Annotated in this window: 19 protein-coding genes; 13 read left to right on the plus strand and 6 right to left on the minus strand. The window is 68.4% G+C overall.

What is annotated here, in order from left to right; all coding sequences use genetic code 11:
* The first annotated feature begins 71 nt into the window (after positions 1-71).
* From RT456_RS17005 to RT456_RS17020, 4 genes are all read left to right on the plus strand, one after another.
* Entirely contained in the window at positions 72-1424 is a 1353-nt protein-coding gene (locus RT456_RS17005) for an aspartate aminotransferase family protein (protein ID WP_313348304.1), read from the plus strand.
* 71 nt (positions 1425-1495) lie between these two features.
* The gene (locus tag RT456_RS17010) at positions 1496-2380 is read left to right on the plus strand and encodes a plasmid replication/partition related protein (RefSeq protein WP_313348305.1); all 885 of its coding nucleotides are present in this window, start codon (positions 1496-1498) and stop codon (positions 2378-2380) included.
* Positions 2381-2778: 398 nt separating this feature from the next.
* Positions 2779-4071, plus strand: coding sequence for a DUF445 family protein (locus RT456_RS17015; protein ID WP_313348307.1), 1293 nt, complete (start codon positions 2779-2781; stop codon positions 4069-4071).
* Positions 4072-4195: 124 nt separating this feature from the next.
* A complete protein-coding gene (locus RT456_RS17020; protein ID WP_313348309.1) occupies positions 4196-4594 on the plus strand; it encodes a DUF4124 domain-containing protein in 399 nt (132 codons plus the stop codon).
* A 31-nt stretch (positions 4595-4625) separates the two neighbouring features.
* On the opposite strand, the gene RT456_RS17025 is transcribed toward RT456_RS17020, so the two are convergent.
* Positions 4626-5861 carry an aminotransferase class V-fold PLP-dependent enzyme gene (locus RT456_RS17025; protein ID WP_313348310.1) on the minus strand — a complete coding sequence of 412 codons (1236 nt, stop codon included), beginning with the start codon at positions 5859-5861 and terminating at the stop codon, positions 4626-4628.
* Between the two features lie 286 nt (positions 5862-6147).
* Here RT456_RS17025 and RT456_RS17030 point away from each other — a divergent pair, with 286 nt between their 5' ends.
* Genes RT456_RS17030 through RT456_RS17040 form a run of 3 tightly spaced genes read left to right on the plus strand, consistent with a single transcriptional unit; the run spans position 6148 to position 8440 of the window.
* Entirely contained in the window at positions 6148-6471 is a 324-nt protein-coding gene (locus tag RT456_RS17030) for a DUF3649 domain-containing protein (protein ID WP_313348312.1), read from the plus strand.
* Complete coding sequence (locus RT456_RS17035; protein WP_313348314.1) at positions 6468-8111, plus strand: PepSY-associated TM helix domain-containing protein; 1644 nt, start codon at positions 6468-6470, stop codon at positions 8109-8111. Before RT456_RS17030 ends, RT456_RS17035 begins: the two co-directional genes overlap by 4 nt.
* Positions 8108-8440, plus strand: a complete 333-nt coding sequence (locus tag RT456_RS17040) for a DUF3325 domain-containing protein (RefSeq protein WP_313348316.1) — start codon at positions 8108-8110, stop codon at positions 8438-8440. Before RT456_RS17035 ends, RT456_RS17040 begins: the two co-directional genes overlap by 4 nt.
* A 65-nt stretch (positions 8441-8505) precedes the next feature.
* On the opposite strand, the gene rlmKL is transcribed toward RT456_RS17040, so the two are convergent.
* Positions 8506-10650, minus strand: a complete 2145-nt coding sequence (rlmKL, locus tag RT456_RS17045; protein ID WP_313348318.1) for a bifunctional 23S rRNA (guanine(2069)-N(7))-methyltransferase RlmK/23S rRNA (guanine(2445)-N(2))-methyltransferase RlmL — start codon at positions 10648-10650, stop codon at positions 8506-8508.
* Positions 10651-10848: 198 nt separating this feature from the next.
* Complete coding sequence (locus RT456_RS17050) at positions 10849-11376, minus strand: hypothetical protein (RefSeq protein WP_313348320.1); 528 nt, start codon at positions 11374-11376, stop codon at positions 10849-10851.
* A gap of 57 nt (positions 11377-11433) precedes the next feature.
* Between RT456_RS17050 and RT456_RS17055 the strand changes: the two genes are divergently transcribed.
* Complete coding sequence (locus RT456_RS17055) at positions 11434-12003, plus strand: N-acetylmuramoyl-L-alanine amidase (RefSeq protein WP_313348322.1); 570 nt, start codon at positions 11434-11436, stop codon at positions 12001-12003.
* 98 nt (positions 12004-12101) lie between these two features.
* Here the strand turns inward: RT456_RS17055 and RT456_RS17060 are convergent, their stop codons facing one another.
* The 3 genes from RT456_RS17060 to RT456_RS17070 form a co-directional block, all read right to left on the minus strand.
* Positions 12102-13010 (minus strand): sulfurtransferase, encoded by a 909-nt coding sequence (locus tag RT456_RS17060; protein ID WP_313348324.1) that lies wholly within the window; start codon positions 13008-13010, stop codon positions 12102-12104.
* The gene (locus RT456_RS17065) at positions 13007-13810 is read right to left on the minus strand and encodes a CoA pyrophosphatase (protein WP_313348336.1); all 804 of its coding nucleotides are present in this window, start codon (positions 13808-13810) and stop codon (positions 13007-13009) included. Before RT456_RS17065 ends, RT456_RS17060 begins: the two co-directional genes overlap by 4 nt.
* Before the next feature lie 86 nt (positions 13811-13896).
* Positions 13897-14604: an FKBP-type peptidyl-prolyl cis-trans isomerase N-terminal domain-containing protein gene (locus tag RT456_RS17070; RefSeq protein ID WP_313348326.1), complete on the minus strand. Its 708-nt coding sequence runs from the start codon at positions 14602-14604 to the stop codon at positions 13897-13899.
* Positions 14605-14771: 167 nt separating this feature from the next.
* Between RT456_RS17070 and RT456_RS17075 the strand changes: the two genes are divergently transcribed.
* The 5 genes from RT456_RS17075 (at position 14772) to pstS (ending at position 19341) form a co-directional block, all read left to right on the plus strand.
* Complete coding sequence (locus RT456_RS17075; protein ID WP_313348328.1) at positions 14772-15554, plus strand: enoyl-CoA hydratase-related protein; 783 nt, start codon at positions 14772-14774, stop codon at positions 15552-15554.
* Between the two features lie 3 nt (positions 15555-15557).
* The gene (locus RT456_RS17080) at positions 15558-15920 is read left to right on the plus strand and encodes a hypothetical protein (protein WP_313348330.1); all 363 of its coding nucleotides are present in this window, start codon (positions 15558-15560) and stop codon (positions 15918-15920) included.
* Positions 15921-15958: 38 nt separating this feature from the next.
* A complete protein-coding gene (gene nth / locus RT456_RS17085; RefSeq protein WP_313348338.1) occupies positions 15959-16594 on the plus strand; it encodes an endonuclease III in 636 nt (211 codons plus the stop codon).
* 181 nt (positions 16595-16775) lie between these two features.
* Positions 16776-17987 carry an OprO/OprP family phosphate-selective porin gene (locus RT456_RS17090; protein WP_313348332.1) on the plus strand — a complete coding sequence of 404 codons (1212 nt, stop codon included), beginning with the start codon at positions 16776-16778 and terminating at the stop codon, positions 17985-17987.
* Positions 17988-18321: 334 nt separating this feature from the next.
* A complete protein-coding gene (gene pstS / locus RT456_RS17095; RefSeq protein WP_313348334.1) occupies positions 18322-19341 on the plus strand; it encodes a phosphate ABC transporter substrate-binding protein PstS in 1020 nt (339 codons plus the stop codon).
* The last annotated feature ends 205 nt before the right edge of the window (positions 19342-19546 follow it).

The raw sequence follows: 19546 nt of genomic DNA on the forward strand, positions 1-19546 counted from the left end.
CCGGCGTTGCACGGCAAGGCAACGCATCCCACAGTAGAGTCGAGCTCATCCAGGCCAACGGGATCAACACCATGCCGCGCACCGAACTCTCGCCGTCGTCGCTGTCCCAACAGGTGCCGGCGGCACTGGATGCGTACTGGATGCCGTTCACCGCCAACCGCCAGTTCAAGGCGGCGCCGCGCCTGCTGGTGCGGGCGGAGGGCATGTACTACCACGACGTTGACGACCGCCCCATCCTCGACGGGGCCGCCGGCCTGTGGTGCTGCAATGCCGGTCATGCGCGGCCGCGCATCGTGCAGGCCATCCAGGCGCAGGCCGCCACGCTGGATTTCGCGCCGCCCTTCCAGATGGGCTCGCCGCTGCCGTTCGTGCTGGCGCAGCGGCTGGCCGCGCTGGCGCCCGGGCCGCTGAACCATGCGTTCTTCACCAATTCCGGTTCGGAGGCGGTGGATACGGCGATGAAGATCGTGCTGGGCTACCACCGGCTGCGTGGCGAGGGTCAGCGCACCCGCTTCATCGGTCGTGAGAAGGCCTACCACGGTGTCGGCTTCGGCGGTCTGTCGATCGGCGGGCTGCCCAACAACCGCAAGGGCTTCGGACCGTTGCTGGCCGGCAGTGATTTCCTGCGCCACACGCTGGACCTGTCACGCAATGCGTTCAGCCCCGGCCTGCCCCGCCACGGCGCCGAGCTGGCCGAGGACCTGGAACGCCTGATCGCGCTGCACGATGCCTCCACCATCGCGGCGGTCTTCGTCGAACCCATCGCCGGGTCGGCCGGGGTGATCCTGCCGGCGCCGGGCTACCTGCAGCGCCTGCGCGAGATCTGCGACCAGCACGGCATCCTGCTGGTGTTCGACGAGGTGATCACCGGTTTCGGCCGGGTCGGCAACGCGTTCGCCGCACAGCGCTTCGGGGTCACGCCCGACCTGCTGACCCTGGCCAAGGGCCTGACCAACGGCGCGGTGCCGATGGGCGCGGTGATGGTCTCCGACGCGATCCACGCCGCCTACATGCAGGGGCCGCCCGGCGCCATCGAGCTGTTCCACGGTTACACCTATTCGGGCCACCCGCTGGCCTGTGCGGCCGCACTGGCGGCGCTGGATACCTACGCCGCCGAAGGCCTGTTCGACCGCGCCATCGAGCTGGGCGAGTACTGGCAGGCACGGCTGCACAGCCTGCGCGGGCTGCCGAACGTGGTGGACATCCGCACCTTCGGGTTGATCGGCGCGGTCGAACTGGCCCCGCGCAAGGACGCGCCCGGCAGCCGCGGCTACGAGGTGTTCGAGCGCTGCTTCCGCGACGGCGAGCTGCTGGTGCGCTGCACGGGCGATGTGATCGCCCTGTCGCCGCCGCTGATCATCGACAGGGACCAGATCGACCGGATCGTGGACGTGCTGGGCGAGATGATCCGCGCAACGGGCTGAGCGGTGCCGGGCAGAGTCGCCCCGACGCGACGGGTACAATGGGCGGTCATTACCCGCTCGCCTCGGATTGCATGGACATCGTCGTCAAAGAAGAACTCAAGGCTTACATCGATCCGCTCACCGCCGACGAACATGACGCGCTGGAGCGCAGCATCCTGGCCGAGGGCTGCCGCGACGCGCTGGTGCTGTGGAACGACGTGCTGGTGGACGGGCACAACCGCTACGGCATCTGCCAGAAGCACGACCTGCCCTTCCAGACCGTGCAGAACACACGCTTCCAGTCGATGGACGACGTGCACCTGTGGATGATCGAACAACACCTGGGCCGGCGCAGCGTGTCGGACTTCCAGCGCGGCGTGCTGGCGCTGCGCAAGCGCGACATCCTGGCCGAGCGCCACCGCGCCGACCAGGCCAGGCTGCAGCAGGAAAGCGACGGCGAGATCGCCGATGCCACCCCGGAAGGCGATGAAGACAGCCCGCCGTGGGCGCCGGCACCGAAGGTCAGCCGCGCCGACATGGCGCGCGAGGCGCGGCTGAGCAGCAGCCAGGTGACGATGATCGAACGCATCCACACCCAGGCCGCGCCCGAGCTGGTGGAGGCGGTCAGGAGCGGCGTGATTTCGATCAGCGCGGCCGCCGCGGTGGCGGCATTGCCGGAAGACGAACAGCGCGCGGCCGCCGTGGCCGGCAAGGACGAGCTGAAGCAGGCCGCCAAGCGCGTCCGCGAGGCCAAGCGCAAGCCGCGCAAGCCGGTGCAGGACGTGCTGCACAGCCCCGATGGCGAACTGGAGATCGAAGCCAGTCGCGAAGTCGAGATCGCCGATGCGCTGAACGCGCTGGGCGAAGGCCCGGCCGAGCTGCGCCAGCGGGTGATCGCGCTGACCCTGGAAAACGACGCCCTGCGCAGACAGCTGGCCGCGCTGCGCGCGAACGGATCGGCGGAACAGCCCCTGTAGAGCCGGCCGCTGGCCGGCTCCAGACGATCCCGACATCCGTACTGCCGGCCGCTGGCCGGCTCCAAGCAACCCCGGCATCCCGTACTGCCGGCCGCTGGCCGGCTCCAAGCAACCCCGGGATCCCGTACTGCCGGCCGCTGGCCGGCTCCTGGCGATCCCGGCATCCCGTAGTGCCGGCCGCTGGCCGGCTCCTGGCGATCCCGGCATCCTTGCAGAGCCGGCCAGCGGCCGGCACTACTCGTCATTTGGCATCCTTGCAGAGCCGGCCAGCGGCCGGCACTACTCGTCATTTGGCATCCCTGCAGAGCCGGCCAGCGGCCGGCACTACTTTGGCGCTATTGCAGAGCCGGCCAGCGGCCGGCACTACGTCGTCATTTGGTGCTGGGTAGACTTGCGGCATGAATGCATCGCCACCTGCAGACCCACGCCGCGCCCAGCTGCGCCGCCTCAAGGCCATCGCCCTGGCGATGCTGCTCGCCATGCTGGCCGGCTTCGTCGTCAGCCACCTGTACGGCGAGCGTGGCATCTGGGCGTGGGTGTCGGCATTCTGCGAGGCCGCCGCGGTCGGTGCATTGGCAGACTGGTTCGCGGTGGTGGCGCTGTTCCGCCGTCCCCTGGGCCTGCCGATTCCGCACACCGCGATCATCCCGCACAGCAAGGACCGCATCGCCGACAGCCTGGCGGTGTTCGTGCGCGACCAGTTCCTGGAACCGCAGGCGTTGCTGGCGCGGTTGCAGGTGTTCGACCCGGCCAGCCGGCTGGGCAGCTGGCTGGCCGATCCGGCACGGTCGCAGATGCTCGCCGACATGGCGCGCGGCTGGGCGCTGCAGGCCCTGGACTTCCTCGACGAGGCGGCGGTCCGGCGCAGCATCCAGGCATTCGTGGTGGAACAGCTGCGCCAGTGGAATGCCGCCGCCACCGCCGGCGAGCTGCTGGGGCTGCTCACCGCCGACAACCGCCACCAGCGCGTGCTCGATGAAGGACTGACCCGGATCAGCCAGTGGCTGGACAACGAGGCGGTCAAGCAGCGCGCCTCCGAACTGATCGTGCGTTACATCCAGCGCGAATGGCCCAAGCTGGCCAGCACGGTGAACTGGGTCAAGCCGATCGACGAGATCGGCGACAGCCTGGCCGAACGCATGGCCCATGCGGTACTGGCCGAGCTGCAGCAGATCCTGGCCCAGCCGGAACACCCGCTGCGGCGTGACTACGAAACCTGGCTGGGCGAGTACATCCAGCGCCTGCGCAGCGACCCGGCGCTGGCCGGGAAGGTCGACCAGCTCAAACAGCAGGTGATCGACCACCCGGCGGTGCAGGACTACGTGCAGGGGCTGTGGGCGCGCATCCACGCCAGCCTGCGCGCCGATCTGTCCAGCCCGGACTCGGCGCTGGCCGGCTACCTGCACCGCAGCCTGGCCAAGATCGGCCAGGCGCTGCAGGACGACCCGTCGCTGCGCGAGGCGCTCAACCAGCACCTGATGGACGGCGCGGAGCGTCTGACCAGCCGCCTGCGCGACGGCGTGACCACGCATATCGCGCAGACCGTGAAGGGCTGGGACGAGCGCCACCTGGTGGAACAGCTGGAGCTGAGCGTCGGCCGCGACCTGCAGTTCATCCGCTTCAACGGCACCCTGGTGGGCGGGTTGATCGGCCTGCTGCTGCATGCGTTGACGGTGTGGATGCATTGGTGACGCCGCGTCACCAGCAACGCTCGTGACCCATCGCGGTGGTTGACAGTTTGACCGGGTGTTTTTGCGACGTGGTTCGCGTATTCTGCCGCGCATTCAGGGCTGGAGTGGCCCGCTGGGGGGATCCATGCGAAGGACGATCATCATGCTGGCGTTGTGTGCGCTGGCCGGCAATGCCCATGCCGGGCGCGTGTACAAATGCCTGGCCGGCGGCCAGACCATCTACCAGACGGTGCCGTGCCCGCCGGAGCAGGATACGGGGGTGACCCGGCCCATCACCAAGGACCCGAACCTCACCTGGGAAGAGCGCACGCGTGCCCAGCGCGACCTGTACCAGGCGCGCCGCCGCATGCAGGCCGATGCCGGCCGTGGCCAGCCGCCGGTGCGCGGCTCGGTGATCGACGGTGCGGCCGATCCGGAGCAGTGCGAAGAGCTGCGCGCGCGGCGCGAGATCAGCCAGGTGTTCGGCCGCCCGGTACCGGAACGCATCAACAACGACATCACCAAGGCCTGCGCGAACCGCTGAACACCTGCGCCGCCGGCAATCGCCTGCGGCGCTACCCCGCCACCGCGCGTACCGCCTGCACCAGCGCGTCCATCTGCGCAGGCGTGCTGAAGATGCCCGGGGTGACGCGCAGGCAGGCCCCGGAGGCCAGGCCTTCGCGCGCCACCACGAACACGCCCGACTGCTGGAGCATGCGTTCGGCGGTGGCCATGTTGGCGTCCATGCCCAGCTGCCCACGCAGCCGGAAGGCGGCGATGGCGCTGGAGAGCTGCGGGTCCGCACTGGCCAGCACCTGCACCCGTGCATCGTCGCGCACTGCGTCCAGCCACTGGTTGCGCAGGCGCAGCAGGCGCGCGCGCTTGGCGGCCACGCCGATGCGCTGGTGCAGCGCAAGCGCCACCGGCAGCGCCATGCAGGCGGCGAAGTTCACTGTCCCGGTATGCAGTCGCGTGCGGATATCGTCCTCATCCGGCTCGCCCATGTACGGGTCCAGGTCGCGCACGCGCCCCCGACGCACGTACATGGCGCCCAGGCCGACCGGCGCGCCGAACCACTTGTGCAGGTTGATGCCGACGAAGTCCGCGCCCAGCTCGCGCAGTGGCGTCTCCACCTGGCCAAGGCCGTGCGCCGCATCGAGGACCACGTCCACGCCCGCCGCACGCGCCAGCGCGCAGATCTCGGCCACCGGCAGCAGCATGCCGTTGCGGTGGTTGACCTGGGTGAGCAGCAGCAGCCGGGTGCGCGGGTACCTCGCCAGGGCCTGGCGGTACGCATCCACGATGCCATCGTGGTCGAAGGGCTCGGGCAAGGCGATGCGCTGCACGTCAACGCCGCGGCGCTGCTGCAACCACTGCATCGCGCCGATCATGCTGTCGTAGTCGATGTCGGCATACAGCACGCCATCGCCCGGGGCGAGCCGCCGATAGCCGCCGATCAGCAGCTGCATCGCCTCGGTCGCGCCGCGGGTCAGGACGATCTCGTCGACCGCCACGCCCAGCACCTGCGCGAGGTGCGCGTGGGCCTGTTCGAGCAGCGCCGGGAACGTGCGCCGCCCGAACCACGCGTTGCCCCGGTTCACCGTCACGGTCGCCTGCTGGTAGGCCCGCAGGACCGGATCGGCCATGGCGCCCCAGTAGCCGTTGTCGAGCATGACCACGTCGTCGGTCAGGTCGTACAGCGCCCGTACCTGACCCCACCAGGCTTCATCGCCGGCCAGCACCGCGGGATCGCATCCGGCGCGATCGGGCAGCACCACGCCGTCCTCCAGGCAACGCTCTGCTTCGTTCATGACGCCAGTATCGCAGTGAAGCCATCAATCCTGCTTGCCCTCTCAAATGATAATGCCTATCATTACCGAATCAGTTGCACGCCCCGCCTGCACCCTTGGAACCGTTTCCGCACCTGTCGCCCTGTCACTGGGTTGCGCAGCGCTGCGCGGACACCGGAGGCGCGGGCAACGTTCTCCAGGGAAACCATCGTCACGCGCGGTGGCTGGGCCACGGATGGCCACCTTTTACCCGTGCCCGGCGCTGACCGGGGACGCCCCATTGCAGGACCCGACATTGCAGGATTCCGTGGAACGCACGCCTGACGCCCGCTGGTTGAACCGCTTCGGAAACACGCTCGCCCGTCCCTGGCTGGGCGTCCTGTCGCGCTCGCTGGCCGCCATCGTCGGCGGCTACGCACTGGCCGCGACGTGTTCGATGTTCTTCGCCGTCGCCCTGCCGATCGCACGCGCGCAGGCGGTATTGACCGGCATGCTGGTGGCCATCGTGCTGTGCGCCTGCGCGGCGTTGTGGGCGTTTGCCACCCGCACCGCGCTGCGCGCCTGGGTCGGCATCGCGCTGCCCACCGCCGTGTTCTGGCTGGGCACGCTCATGCTGGGGGCACGCGCATGAAGAACGGATTCCGCCAGTCGATGGCCTGGCTGCACACCTGGACCGGGCTGCTGGTCGGCTGGCTGCTGCTGCTGATCTTCATGGCCGGTACCGCCAGCTACTACCGCGAGGAAATCAGCCGCTGGATGCGTCCGGAGCTGCCGCGGGTGAGCGTGGATGCCAACGTGGCCGCCGCACGCGCGCTTGCGTTCCTGGAGCACAAGGCGCCGCAGGCCGAAAGCTGGAACGTCACCCTGCCCGACCCGCGCAACCCGGTGATGCGCATGTTCTGGCGCAACCCCGAATCCATGGTCAAACCGCCGGTGGAAGGCGAAAAGCGCCGCCGCGGCGGTGGCCGGTTCGGCGATGCCACGGTGGACCCGGGCAGCGGTGAGGAAGTGGCCGCGCGCGAAACACGCGGGGGCGATTTCTTCTACCGCCTGCATTTCGACCTGCACTACATCCCGGTGCTGTGGGCGCGCTACCTGGTGGGTTTCTGCGCGATGTTCATGCTGGTGGCGATCATCACCGGTGTGATCACCCACAAGAAAATCTTCAAGGACTTCTTCACCTTCCGCCCGGAGAAAGGCCTGCGCTCCTGGCTGGACTTCCACAACGTCAGCGCGGTGATGGCCCTGCCCTACCACGCCATGATCACCTACACCGGCATCGTCACCCTGATGTTCATGTACCTGCCGTGGGGCGTGAACGTGGCCTACCCCAAGGACGAAGACGCCTTCTTCAGCGAAGCGTTCGCGCGCCTGGCCGACGTGGAGGGCCCGGCCGAGGGCCGCGCCGCGTCGCTGCCGGTGCAGCAGCTGCTGGACAGCGCGCGCGCCGAATGGAAGGGCGCGCAGGTCAGTGGCTTCACCGTATTCCGCCCGGGCGCGGCCAATGCGGTGATCGACATCTACCAGCGTGACGGCAAGCGGTTGTCGGTCGATACCCCCTCGCTGCGCTACAACGCGGTGAGCGGCGCGCTGATCGAGGCCAGCCCGCTGTCCGGCGGCGCCACCCAGACCCGCGGGGTGATGTATGGCCTGCACCTGGCCCGCTTCGCCGACTGGGGCCTGCGTGCGCTGTTCTTCCTGTCCGGCCTGATCGGCTGCCTGATGGTGGCCAGCGGCGTGGTGCTGTGGGCAGTGAAGGAGCGGCCCAAGCACGCCAAGTCGGGCCGCATCGGGTTCGGGCTGCGACTGGTCGATGCGCTGAACATCGGCGCGGTGGCCGGCCTGCCGATTGCTTTCGCCGCCTACTTCTGGGGCAACCGGCTGCTGCCGTTACAGCTGGCCGAGCGCGCCGACGCCGAAGCCAACGTGTTCTTCTATGCCTGGGGCGGCGCCCTGCTCGCGGCCTTCGTCTGGCCCAAGCGGCTGATGTGGGCCTGGCAGCTGTACCTGGGCGCCGCGCTGTTCGCGTTGATTCCGGTGCTCAATGCACTCACCACGCATGCGCATCTGGGCGTGACCCTGCGCAACGGCGACTGGGTGCTGGCCAGTGTGGATCTGGTGATGCTGGCCTTCGGTGTGATGCTGGCCTATTGCGGCCTGCGCATGCAGCGCTGGCAGCCGGCGCTGAGTGCGTCGGAGAAGAAGAAGCGTCAGGCCGCCGCCGCGGCGGCGGCCGCCAAGGTCGGCGTGGAAGCGGAGGCCAGCGCATGATGCTGCTGGCGATCACGGTGGGTTTTTCGGCCTTTGCCGCCCTGTCGTTCGCGATGGAGAGGCACCAGTTGGAGCTGCACGGCAAGGCCCATGCGGGTGCAACGCGGATGCGCGTGTGGCGCGCGTTGGGCTGGGCGCTGCTGGCGCTCTCGTTCGCGCTGTGCGTCCGGGACCACGGCTGGGCCGCCGGACCGGTGTTGTGGCTGGGCGCGATGACGATCAGCGGGATGTTGATCGCCTTCGGCCTGTACCCGTGGCGGCCGCGCTGGATCGCGCCGCTCGCGTGCGCGCTGCCGGTGGTGGGCCTGGTGGTGGCTGCGCTGGGGTAGAGCCGGCTGGGTAACGCCTACCCAGTCGGGAATTCCGCATTGGCGCTGGCGCCTCGGACGTCCAATCAGGCGGTAAACCGCCTGATTTCCCACGCGCGGTGGATGCGCGGGTTGCGCTCGAAATCGTCGCCGATGGTGTCGGCGGAGATCTCCCTCCACTCGGCAAATTCCTTGATCGCGTCTTCGTCCAGCTTGAAGCGGCGGAAATTGTTGGAGAAGTACAGCACGCCCTCGGGGCTCAACCGCGCCACGGCGGCGCGCAGCAAGCGCACGTGTTCGCGCTGGACGTCGAAGTCCTCGGCGCGGGCCGAGTTGGAGAACGTCGGCGGATCGCAGAAGATCACGTCGAAACGATGCCGCTCGGCCTCCAGCCACGCCAATGCATCGGCCTGGATCAACTGGTGCTGGCTGCCGCCCTTGCCGTTCAGGGCCAGGTTGTCGGCGCACCACTGCAGGTAGGTGCCGGACAGGTCCACGCTGGTGGTCGAAGCCGCACCGGCCACCGCCGCCTGCACACTGGCAACACCGGTGTAGCAGAACAGGTTGAGGAAGCGCTTGCCGATCGCTTCCTGCGCCATGTGCCAACGCAGCGGGCGGTGGTCCAGGAACAGGCCGGTGTCGAGATAATCAAACAGGTTCACCCGCAGCAGCGCGTCGTTCTCGCGCACCAGCACGAACTCGCCGCGCTGTTCGAAGCGACCGTACTTGCTGCCGCCCTTGCCCCGCTCGCGCGACTTCAGCGCGACCTGCTCGGCCGGCACCTGGAACACCTCGCGCGCGGCCGACAGCAGCTCGTTGCGACGGCGGCGTACGTCCACGTCGGGAATGGTCGCCGGTGCCGCGTATTCCTGCACGTGCAGGAATGTACGGCGCGCGCCGGCATCCTCTTCGTAGACGTCGATCGCGGCCGCATATTCGGGCAGGTCGGCATCGTACACACGGTAGCAGGTGATGCCTTCGCGGGCGCGCCAGTTCTTGAACTTCTTGATGTTCTTGCGCAGCCGGTTGGCCACCATCTGCGCGCCTTCGCTGAGCTCGCGCGGCTGCCCGGCGTTCTCGCGCTGCGGCACGGCGATCGGGTCGCAGACGATCAGCGCGCACTCGATGGCACCGTTGAACAGCTGGTATTTCTTGGTGGCGCGCAGGCCCGTGGCAAACGCCAGCTCGGCACTGCCACACAGCAGGCTGGCGCGCCACTGCGGCACCGCCCGCTTGAGCGCATCGCCCAGGCGGCGGTACAGCACCGCGTCCGCGGCGAGGCGTTCGTCATATGGGGGATTGCACACCACGCAGCCGGTTTCCTGCGGCGGCACCTGCATGTCGGCCACGTCGCGCACGCCAAACCAGATCGCCTCGGACACGCCGGCGGTTTCCGCGTTTTCCTTGGCCGCGCGGATCGCATGCGGGTCGATATCGCTGCCGTGGATGACCTGCTTGAGCGCAGCGCGCCCCGCCTGCTCGCGGATGCGGGCGTCGTCCATCAGGCTGTTCCATGCATCCCGGTCGAAGCCCAGCCAGCGGCTCGGCGGAATGCTGCCGTGGCGCTGCAGGCCGGGGGCGACGTCGGCGGCCATCAGCGCGCCTTCGATCAGCAGCGTGCCGCTGCCGCACATCGGGTCGAGCAGGCCGCCGCCTTCGGCGTGGATCTTGGGCCAGTTGGCCCGCATCAGCACGGCTGCCGCCAGGTTCTCCTTCAGCGGCGCCTCGTTCTGCGCCATGCGCCAGCCGCGCCGGTGCATCGGGCCGCCGCCGAGGTCGATCGAGATCGTCGCGCGGCCCTTGCGCAGCGACAGGTTGATGCGCACGTCGGGGAACTCGGTGTTCACCGACGGCCGCTCCATGCCCTGCGAACGCAGGCTGTCGACCACGCCGTCCTTGACCCGCTGCGCGGCGAAGCGCGCGTGCGTGATCTCGGTCCCGGAGACATGGGCGTCCACCGACAGGGTCAGCTCGGGGCGGATGTGCTGCTCCCAGGCCATCGACGAAACGCCCTGGTACAGCGAGCCCTCGTCGGGGCACTCGAACTCGGCCAGCGGCCACAGCACCCGACTGGCCAGGCGCGACCACAGCACCACCTTCAGTGCCTGCGGCAGCTCGCCCTCGGCGTTCACGCCGGAAATGGTGGCAGTGGCCTTGTCCAGGCCCAATGCCAGCAGTTCATCGGCGAGCAGGTACTCCAGGCCCTTGGCGCAGGAAACAAAGAATTTCACGGGATCGGTATCGCAGGTCAGCAAAAGGGGGGCGTGCCCACGGGCACGGCAGACGGCCCGACCGCGGGGCCGGACCGCGCATTGTACGTGAGGTCGCCGAAAGCGCCGTCGCGGGATGCCCGCGCCCCCGCCGGGGGGACCCGACCGCCTGTGCCATGGGCACCCGGCGCCACCATGGCAGTCAGGCAGGGCCTGGCATTACAGCGCCTGCAGGAGCGTCTCGAAGGCCTGCGCGGACGCCGCGACGTGGTTGTTGAGGCGGTGGCCGTCGTCCACCAGCAGCAGCCGGGCCGAACGGGCCTGCGCCCACGCGATGACGTCGGCGGCGGGAATCAGTTCGTCGTGCCAGGCGTGGACCACGCTCGTCGGCACCGGCGCGGCGTCCAGCGCCGGCATGGGCCCCATGCGGGTCGGCGGGACCATCAGGAACAGACCATGCACCGGCACCTGCAGCGAGGCAATGGCGGAGATGTAGGCGCCCAGGCTGGAGCCGGCCAGGACCACCGGGCCGCGTGCGGCAGCCGCGGTGGCACGTTCGATCAGGCGCTGCAGGCGCGCCCGCACGTCGCCGACGCTGCTGACCTCGCGCTGGGCGTCCAGGTCGGTGTAGTCCGGGCGTTCGTGGCTCCAGCCCAGCCGCTGCGCGACCTCGGCCAGCGCGGTCACCTTGGTGGCGTCCGGGCCGCTTTCAAAGCCGTGGGAGAGGATGCAGTGGCCGCGGCTCATGCACGCACCGCGCGGGAATGGATGTAAGCGTTCATGGCTGAATGCTAGCATCGCCGCATGCCCGACCGTGCCCTTCCCCGCATCGACCTGCAGCCGCTGCCTTACGTGGCGAAGCTGGCGGCGCGCGCGCCGGAAGACATCGACCTGGTGGTGATCCACTGCACCGAGCTGCCGGACCTGGCCATGGCACGCAGCTACGGCGAGCGCGTGCTGTACGACAGCGGCAGCGGCAACAGCGGTCATTACTACATCGACCGCGACGGCAGCATCGTCCAGTACGTTCCCGCCGACCGCGTGGCCCACCATGTCAGCGGCTGCAACCCACGCTCGATCGGCATCGAGCTGGTCAACACCGGCCGCTACCCGCACTGGCTGGACTCGCGCCACCAGGCGATGGACGAGCCCTACCCCGACGCCCAGATCGCGGCACTGATCGACCTGCTGCAGCATCTGTGTGACACCCTGCCGGGGTTGCAGCGCATCGCCGGCCACGAACAACTGGACACCAGGGAAGAAGTGGCAACCGATGACCCGGAACGCCGCGTCCCACGCAAGCGCGACCCGGGTCCGTTGTTCCCGTGGCCACGGGTGTTGGCGGCAACGCCATTGAAACCACTGGTGCCTTGATCCGGATCCAGAGGGGCCCGTAACAGGTCGTAGTGACACGCCGTGCGTGTCAACCGCGCAACGCGCCGCGCATCACCCGCCGCAATCCCGCGCCTCCATCACGCGCCGGTGGCCACCGGCCGACTTGAATCGCTCACCCACCCGCTCCACGAATCGGCATAGATCCGCGCGCCGTGCAGACCGGCCACTTCCATCGCCAACAGCAGGTGGCAGGCGGTCACGCCCGAGCCGCACATCAGCACCACCTGCTGCGGATCATGCCTGCCGATCAGTGGCAGCAGCGCGGCCAGCAGGTCTGCCGCCGGGCGCAGGCGTCCGTCGGCCACGTTCAATCCGAAGGGTCGGTTGACGGCCCCGGGCACATGCCCGGCCACCGGATCCAACGGCTCAACCTCGCCGCGGAAGCGCTCGCCGGCACGCGCGTCCAGCAGCCAGCCCGGCGCATGCTTCAGGCGCGCGGCGATTTCCTCCACCGACGCGATCTGCGTCGTGTCGAAACGCCGGGGATAGGCCGGCGCCGGCGCCACCTCCGGCACCTCCGTGGTCAACGGCAACCCCGCCGCCTGCCAGGCCGCGACGCCCCCATCGAGCACGGCCACCCGGGTGTGACCGATCAGGCGCAACAGCCACCACGCGCGTGCGGCGGCCATGCTGCCGTCACCGGCGTCGTACACCACCACCTGCGTGTCGGGGGCGATGCCCCACTGCCCCAGGCGCGCCGCGAAGGCGTCGCTGTCCGGCAGCGGATGGCGTCCGTGACCGTGCCGGGTCATGTCGGCCAGGTCGCGATTGAGGTCGGCCTGCAGCGCGCCCGGCAGATGGCCCTGCGCGTACGCCCGTGCACCGGACTGCGGATCACCCAGCGAGAAACGGGCGTCGAGCAGGCGCGGTGCGGCACTGGCGGTGGCGCGTGCATCCAGCAGGCGCGGTGCCCCCGGTTCGAGCGCGGCGGCAAGCGTGGCCACATCGACGATCGTGGTCCAGCCATCGGGGGGGGCGGTGGTCATTCGAGCTGCTCCAGGCGGCGACGCAGGTTGTAAAGGATGGCGGCGGTGGCGCCCCAGATGCGCTGGCCTGGCCAGCCGTATTCCAGCACGTGGCGGATGCGCCCGCGGTGGTCGATCTCCACCTGGTGCAGGTTGGCCGGGTCCATCAGGTACGCCAAGGGCACCTCGAACACTTCGGCCACTTCGTCCGGCTGCGGCACGGCCACGAAGGCCGGGTCGATCACCGCCACCACCGGCATCACCCGGTAACCGGTAATGGTCACGAACGGGTCCAGGTAGCCGAGGACCTGCACCTGGTCGTGCGCGAGGGCGATTTCTTCGTGGCTTTCGCGAATGGCCGCCGCCACCGCGTCGCGATCATCCGGCTCCTGGCGGCCGCCGGGAAATCCGACCTGGCCGCCGTGCTGGCGCAGCGTATCGGTGCGCCGTGTCAGCAGCACCTGCGCGCCACCGGCACGCGGAATGATCCCGGCCAGCACCGCCGCCTCCACCGGAGGCCCGGGGGGCAGCAGGTCGGCCAGTTCACTGTGGTTCCAGCCATCGCCGGTGGGTGGGGCATCCAGCGGATGCAGCGCGCGCAGCAGGCGTTCGTGCCCGGCCAGCGAGCTGCCCAGCGACTGCCGCAGTTGTTCGCGCAGCGGCAGGACCTGCTGCATCACATGATCGTGTTCGTGTCGGGTCATCGTTGACCAGCGGGTGATTTCGTCCACCGTGCGCAGGCAGCCGCTGCACAGACCGGCACGGTCCAGCGCGCAGATTCCAATACAGGGTGTCGGCACGGCACGCGGGGATTCTTCCAGGGATTGCACACGGCAACAGTAACGCGATCGGAAACAAAAAACGCGCCGATGTTGCCATCGGCGCGTTTGTTTGTTCCAGCACTTTCTTATTTGACGCTGACCAGCTTGATTTCAAACTGCACGGCCACGTTCGGCGGGAACGGGGTGCGCGGGTCGGCACCATACGCCTGTTCCGGCGGCAGGGTGACTTCCCACTTCGAACCGGCCGGCATCTGCAGCAGCACTTCGCGCATGGCCTTCATTTCGACTTCGCTGACCTTGATCGACGGAATCTGCTGCGCCGGGCGGGCTTCGGCCGGACGGGTACCGAACGGGTACGGACCAGCGACTTCCAGCTGCACGGTGCTGGCCTGGGTCGGCTTGGCACCCTTGCCTGCTTCGATGATGCGGTACTGCACACCGCTCGGCAGCGCCTGCACGCCGGCCTTGGCCTTGTTGGCGGTCAGGAACTGGGTGCTCTTGGTCTTGTTTTCGGCGGCGGCCTTTTCGTACTCGGCCTTGGCGGCCTGGGCACGACCCTGCTCACGCTTCTGGAAGGCTTCGACGGCCGGCTTCAACTGGTCGGCGGTGATCGACGGCTGCTTCTTGGCGTAGGCATCCTGCAGGCCCTTGACCACCGAGTTGATGTCCAGCTGCTCGCCGCGTGCGGTGAGCTCGGCCAGGTTGTTGCCGTAGTCGTAACCGAAGTAATAGCTCAGCTTGCCCTTTTCGGACGAAGTGTCCTGGGCGAAGGCATTGCCCGTCAGGGTCAGGGCCAGGGCCGCGACGGCGACCGCGATAGAACGCAACTTCATCAAACGTTTCTCCAGGGGTGGTAACTCAGGACGCGTTGGGCCGCCCTGAGGCGACGGGTTAGGATAGCCGCCGCAACGTTGAACCGCCACTAACGACGCAGGCTATGACCTGTCTTTGTTTCCAGAGTTCAATATCACTTTTTTTTAACGTTTCCGAGGAGCACGCCGTGGCCGACGCCCCCCTTGCCATTATCGACGACGGCGCCATCCGCTGGATAAGCGTCAACCGGCCGGACAAGCTCAATGCCCTCAACCAGGCCACGCTGGAAGCCCTGGATGCCGCCTTTGCCGGTGCGGACGCCGACCCGCAGGTGCGCGTGGTGGTGCTCACCGGCGCCGGCCCGAAGGCCTTCGTGGCCGGCGCCGACATCGCCGAAATGAACGGGCTGACACCGGTTCAGGGTCGCGATTTCTCCCTGCTGGGCCAGGGATTGATGCGCCGCATCGAACGGTTGCGCAAACCGGTCATCGCCAAGATCAACGGGTTTGCTCTCGGCGGCGGCCTGGAACTGGCCATGGCCTGCCACCTGCGCGTCGCCGCGGACACCGCCAAGGTGGGCCAGCCGGAGATCAACCTGGGGCTGATTCCCGGCTTCGGCGGCAGCCAGCGGCTGCTGCGCCTGTGCGGCCGCGCGGCCACGCTGGAGCTGTGCCTGCTGGGCACGCCGATCAGCGCGCAGCGCGCACGGCAGCTGGGCATCGTCAACGAGGTGGTGGCCGCCGACCAGCTGGATGCGCGCGTCGGCGAACTGGCCGCGCAGCTCGCCCGCTCGGCCCCGCTCGCGCTGCGCGGCATTCTCGATGCGGTGCATGTCGGCGGCGAATGCGCGCTCGGCGAAGGCCTGGAATACGAGAGCGCGCAGTTCGGCCTGATGTTCGCCACCGAGGACATGCGCGAAGGCACCTCGGCGTTCCTGGCGCGCCGCCCGCCGGTGTTCCAGAACCGCTGAACCATGACGCACACCGACATGCCCCTGCCCGCCCGGCTGCTGTTGCTGGTGCTCGATGACGACCTCGATGGCGCGCTGGCCGCGGGCCTGATGGACTACGTGCCCGGCCCGGCCGATGCATCGCTGTTGCCGGGCCACCCGGAGCTGCCGGCGCGCCTGCTGCAGGCCCAGCAGCAGCTGCAGCGTGCATGGGACGCGCGTGCGCGTTACCGCCAGCGCGCGCAGCGGCTGGCACGACGCGCCGCCGAACGCGACGCCCGGCGTGCTCCACCGGCGCCCACCCCCGAATTGAAACCGGCCCTGCCGCCTGCCGCCGCCGCGATCCTAGCGCGCGCCAAGGCCAAGGCCGCAGGAAAGCTTCCGTGATGCCTACCGCCGTAAAAGCCGCCCCGCGCAGCGCGCGCATGCCGAAGGCCGACGTCGTGGAAATGTTCACGCGGCTGCGCGAACTCAATCCACATCCGAAAACCGAACTGGACTACACCACGCCGTTCGAACTGCTGGTCGCCGTCGCGCTGTCCGCGCAGGCCACCGACGTGGGCGTGAACAAGGCGACGCGCAAACTGTTCCCGGTCGCCAACACGCCGCAGGCGATCCTGGCCTTGGGCGAAGACGGGCTGAAGCACTACATCGCCACCATCGGGCTGTTCAACGCGAAGGCGAAGAACGTGATTGCCGCGTGCAGGCTGCTGGTGGAGCAGCACGGTGGCGAGGTGCCGCGCGACCGCGCCGCGCTCGAGGCCCTGCCGGGTGTTGGCCGCAAGACCGCCAACGTAGTGCTCAACACCGCCTTCGGCGAACCGGTGATGGCGGTGGACACCCACATCTTCCGGGTCTCCAACCGCACCGGACTGGCCCCGGGCAAGGACGTGCGTGCGGTCGAGGACCTGCTGGTGAAGGTGATTCCGGCCGAGTTCCTGCTGGATGCGCACCACTGGCTGATCCTGCACGGGCGCTACGTGTGCAAGGCGCGCAAACCCGACTGCCCGCAGTGCGTGATCCGCGACCTGTGCCGGTTCAAGCAGAAAACCGCCGCCTGAGCGGGCGGCGCGACTGCCATCTGGGCGCAACCGGGCAGTCATCTGTTTCAGGCATTTTTGGCAACCCCAGCCGCCGCCTGCCCCGGGTCGGGGGACGCTTTGTCCGAAACTGTCATATTTACGCAATCTTCACTTATTAGCCTGCGCAGCATCTTCCCACCTGCCTGCAAGGCTCCTTTCCATGAAACTGCATCGCCAACTCCTCACTGCGGCCGTGGCTGCTGCGCTGTTCGTGCCGGCCGCTCACGCTGAAGTGGCCATCGACGTGATCGGCGGCTCGGAGATCACCTTCGAGGGTCTGGTCCAGGCCGACGGCAACTGGTTCGACAACGATGTGACCGACCTCAACGGTGGCGATGCCGCCAACGGCAAGGACAGCGAGTTCGAACTGCGCCGCGCCGAGCTGGTCCTCAAGGGCAAGGGCCCGGGCAACGTGGAATGGGTGGTCGGCTACGACGCCAAGGCCGACAAGTTCCTGGACACCAACGTCAAGTACAAGCTGGCCGGCAACGCCAACCACTTCGTGCAGCTGGGCCAGTTCAAGCAGCCCAACAGCCTGGAAGAGCTGTCCAGCACCAAGAACAACGACTTCATCTCCAAGGCCGCGGTCACCAACACCTACGCGGTGGCACGCCGTCTCGGTGGCGCCTACAGCTACGGTGACAACAACTGGTCGGTCACCGCCAGCGCCTTCGGCCGCGAGCTGACCCGCAACCTGGCCCACGGCAGCGGCTACGGCGCGCGTGGCACCTGGGCACCGATCAACGAGAAGGGCCAGGTCCTGCACTTCGGCCTGAGCTACGTCGACTACGACACCGACGCCGACACCCTGCGCGTGCGCGCCCGTCCGAATGCGGACCTGGCCACCGCGCGACTGGTCGACAGCGGCAACATGGTCGACACCGACCGCCTGACCACGATCGGCGCCGAAGCGATGTACATCGGCGGCCCGTTCAAGGCACAGGGCGAGTACTACACCAGCAAGGCCAAGCGTTACTCGCACGACAACTACGAGAGCGACGGCTTCTATGTCAGCGGCCTGTGGAACATCACCGGCGAGAGCTGGGGCTACAAGAGCGGCGTGCCGACCACCGGTCTGCCGGACGAGCCGGGCCGTGGGATGTGGCAGCTGGGCGCACGCTATGACTCGATGAACCTGGACGACGGCAACCTGCTTGCCAACCCGGTCGCGGGTCGTCCGCCGATCGTGGACGGCGTGCTGGGCGGCAAGATGGATATCTGGACGGTGGGCGTGAACTACTACTGGCGCTCCAACACCAAGTTCGCGCTGAACTACGTGATGGTGGACAGCAAGAAGTACAGCTCGGCGACCCGTACGTTCGTCAACGACGACCCGAACATCCTGGAAGCGCGCCTGCAGTTCTTCTGGTAAGTCACACGCAACCGCCGTAACGGAAGGGGCGCAGCTTGGGCTGCGCCCTTTTTTGTTGCATCCGGGTGTACGGGCAGCCACGCAGGGCGTGGCTCTACGCGGTGCATCCGGGTGTACGGGCAGCCACGCAGGGCGCGGATCTACGCAGTGCAGCCGGGTGTACGCGTGGCCACGCTGGTGCGGTTGCCGTAGAGCCACGCCCTGCGTGGCTGGAACCGCCGGGAACGCGTGTCATCCCGCCGTCATATGACAGTCGCTGCCCTGTCATCGAACCGTTATGCAATGAGCACCGGGCGGGACACCCCGCACCTTCATCCATCCCAGGAGCCACCCCGTGATCCACGCCTTCAAGTCGCGCGCCGCCGTTGCCGTCCTCGCCGCGTCGTCCGTGTTCGCCGCCAATGCCGCCGATGTGACCGGCGCGGGCGCCTCGTTCATCTACCCGGTCATGTCCAAGTGGTCGGCCGACTACAGCACCGCGACCGGCAAGAAGGTCAACTACCAGTCCATCGGTTCCGGTGGTGGCATCGCGCAGATCAAGGCCGCGACCGTTGACTTCGGTTCGTCCGACGCCCCGCTGAAGCCCGAAGAGCTGGCCGCTGCCGGCCTGGCGCAGTTCCCCTCGGTGATCGGCGGCGTGGTGCCGGTGATCAACGTGGCCGGCATCGCCCCGGGCGCGCTCAAGCTGGACGGCCCGACCCTGGCCAACATCTTCCTGGGCAAGATCAAGACCTGGAACGACCCGGCGATCGCCGCGCTGAACCCGGGCGTGAAGCTGCCGGACGGCAAGATCACCGTCGTGCACCGCTCGGACGGTTCGGGCACCACCTTCAACTTCGTCAACTACCTCTCCAAGGTCAACCCGGAGTGGAAGAGCAAGGTCGGCGAAGGCACCTCCGTCCAGTGGCCGGTCGGCATTGGCGGCAAGGGCAATGAAGGCGTTGCCGCGTACGTGAAGCAGATCAAGGGCGGCATCGGCTACGTCGAACTGTCCTATGCCCTGCAGAACAAGATGTCCTACGCCGCGATGAAGAACGCCTCGGGCAAGGTCGTGCTGCCGAGCGACGAGTCCTTCGCCGCCGCTGCCGCCAGCGCCGACTGGGCCAACGCCAAGGACTTCTACCTGGTCATGACCAACGCCCCGGGCGCCGAAGCGTGGCCGATCACCGCCACCAACTTCATCCTGGTCCGCAAGCAGCCCAAGAGCGTGGCCAACGCCAAGGCCACCCAGGAGTTCTTCCGCTGGATCTACAAGAGCGGCGACGCCCAGGCCAAGCAGCTGGACTACGTGCCGCTGCCGGACGCGCTGGTCAAGCAGATCGAGACCTACTGGTCGCAGAACCTGAAATATTGATCGAAGGCGTCACGGCCAGCGGCCGTGACCCACCGGTCGGGAGCAACGGTGCCGTCGGGTCCTCTCTCCCCCTGACGGCACCAGCGGCGCGGATCGAAAGGTCCGCGCTTTTTTTTTGGAGCTTGGCGCGCGGACTTCGATCAGATCTGCCGCGCGCGTTGAGGGCCCCGCCGCGGCCGGCAGGCCCCTATGCAAATGTCCCCCG

It is taken from the genome of Stenotrophomonas sp. (genome assembly GCF_032099025.1).
Taxonomy (GTDB): Bacteria; Pseudomonadota; Gammaproteobacteria; order Xanthomonadales; family Xanthomonadaceae; genus Stenotrophomonas.